This is a genomic window from Fibrobacter sp. UWR4, from assembly GCF_003149045.1.
Classification (GTDB): domain Bacteria; phylum Fibrobacterota; class Fibrobacteria; order Fibrobacterales; family Fibrobacteraceae; genus Fibrobacter.
In genome coordinates this window covers 1-1,798 of the sequence record NZ_QGDU01000083.1, presented here as the reverse complement: position 1 = coordinate 1,798, position 1,798 = coordinate 1, and the positions used below count along the sequence as shown (strand labels likewise).

1 protein-coding gene is annotated in these 1,798 nt (G+C 52.2%); it reads right to left on the bottom strand.

The window, feature by feature from the left end:
* Positions 1–338: 338 nt before the first annotated feature.
* Positions 339–1,352 carry a fibrobacter succinogenes major paralogous domain-containing protein gene (locus tag BGX12_RS15160; RefSeq protein WP_109736852.1) on the bottom strand — a complete coding sequence of 338 codons (1,014 nt, stop codon included), beginning with the start codon at positions 1,350–1,352 and terminating at the stop codon, positions 339–341.
* Positions 1,353–1,798: the final 446 nt, after the last annotated feature.

Below are 1,798 nucleotides of genomic sequence, written 5' to 3'. Positions count from 1 at the left end.
AAGGGCCTTGAGAAACGGCTTGGCGATTTCCTCGTCGCTGAAGACTTTTACGAACATGAAGTTGTCCCTGATGGTCAACTCCTCGATGGGCTTGAATTTTCTATTCATACTTTCCTCCAGTCGCTACAGGCTAAAAAAGCGACGGTTTAATTAGTGTTCTTTTGTTCACTACTAAATTTATACAAAAGTTTGGGCGGTGTCAAGGCGGGGCGCGAAAAAATTTCACTTTGCAAACTATAGGCGACAGGGGGCGATGTTTTGGGCGTTGCCCTGGCGGGCCGGCCCTCTTGCGCTATCGACTCGCGATGCGAGTCGTTCGTTCAGCCACGGAACATGCTTTAGTCCTTGACGCAGCGGACTGAGAATGCCTTATTCTTGGCATTGTCGACCAGACCTGCGCTTCGGACGGTGTAGTACATATACATTTGGGACGAACTGTCCGGGCTGCTCTCGGAGGAGGACCAGAAGTTCGCGTTTTGGCCCGCGTTGTTGAAGCCCCCGTTGCCGTGCCTTATTCCGGAAGGGAGCGCCGAGAAGCCGTAGCCGTCGTCGCCGTTTGCATTGTCATACCACCCCGAGATCGACCTAAGCCGTCTCCCCGCCACGTCCTCTCCGCCGACAAACGCGATCAGCGTATCCCATTCCGCACGGCTAGGCAAATGCCAGCCGTCGGGGCAGATACCCTGCACCGCGCCGGCGTCCGTTTCGCAAGTCGCGCCGTAGCCGCAGCCTGTCGTCGCCGAATCCATCGCCGCGGCCCAAGTGTAGAGGCGCCCGTACCGTTCGCAGTACAGGGCGCTGTCGTTGTAGCACCAGTTGCCGTAGGTCGAACCGTTCACCTTGTATTCGTAGTTCAGGTTCTCGGCCATCCATGTCTGCGCACCGATGACCACCGTCCTGTACGTTTGTCCGCCGTAGGTCAGAGTTCCCGCGGCGGGACCGGACGACGACGAATTGGAGGAACTGCTGCTGGAGATTGCTTCGTCCTTGCTGTCGCTGGAGTCGTCGGTCACTCCGGCGGGATCGTTGGACTTGCTATCGCTCGACTTGTCACTCGATGAAGAGAAATCGCAGTCCATCTTCTCGATGAGGGTCCCGATGACCCAGCCGTTGTTACCATCGCACACAGCCATGTCATGGTATTCCGTCAGGTAGGTGGCAACGCACTTCTGACTCTTGCCGCAGTCATAGTCCGACAGTTCCATGAATGTCTCGACGGTGTCAGGAATTCCACCACGGTTGCTGCCATCGCTAGACCCGCTAGTGGAACTATCATCGCCGCAGGCATTGAGCGCAACAGCGAGCGGAACAATGCTTACCAGCGCAAAAACTTTCAACAAACCGAACTTCATAAAGTTTTCCTCATACTTTTACACCTAAATAGTAGAAAAGAACCAAGCAACACCCGACCACCGCTTTCCCTCAAACACCCCACATTTCCCACGCGTTTTTAGCCGAATTTCCTATATGTAACACCCTGTTACATATAGGGCTTTTTCAGCGCGTTTGTAGTAAAAAAACTTCATTTCGCCTTGAAATTTTCGTGTTAAATCATGTCCACGATCAGATACGCCGCTATTACGATGGCGATCGACAGGAATGATGTGGAATAGGTGTGATGTGAGTCTATAACCTTTACAATTTCAAATAGTTATATTTATAAAACGTGCCTATCGGTAAATTGACGGGGTGTTATGAATTTTGAGGCATCATCAACATGTGTGGAAGCATTTAGGCAGCCTTGCTAGATGATTCTCTCGATTCCGATTCCCATTCGTAGGCTATCTTTACATCTACA

Coding starts and splice junctions, on each gene's coding strand:
- BGX12_RS15160 (WP_109736852.1), bottom strand. CDS start 1,352: ATGAAGTTCGGTTTGTTGAAAGTTTTTGCGCTGGTAAGCATTGTTCCG.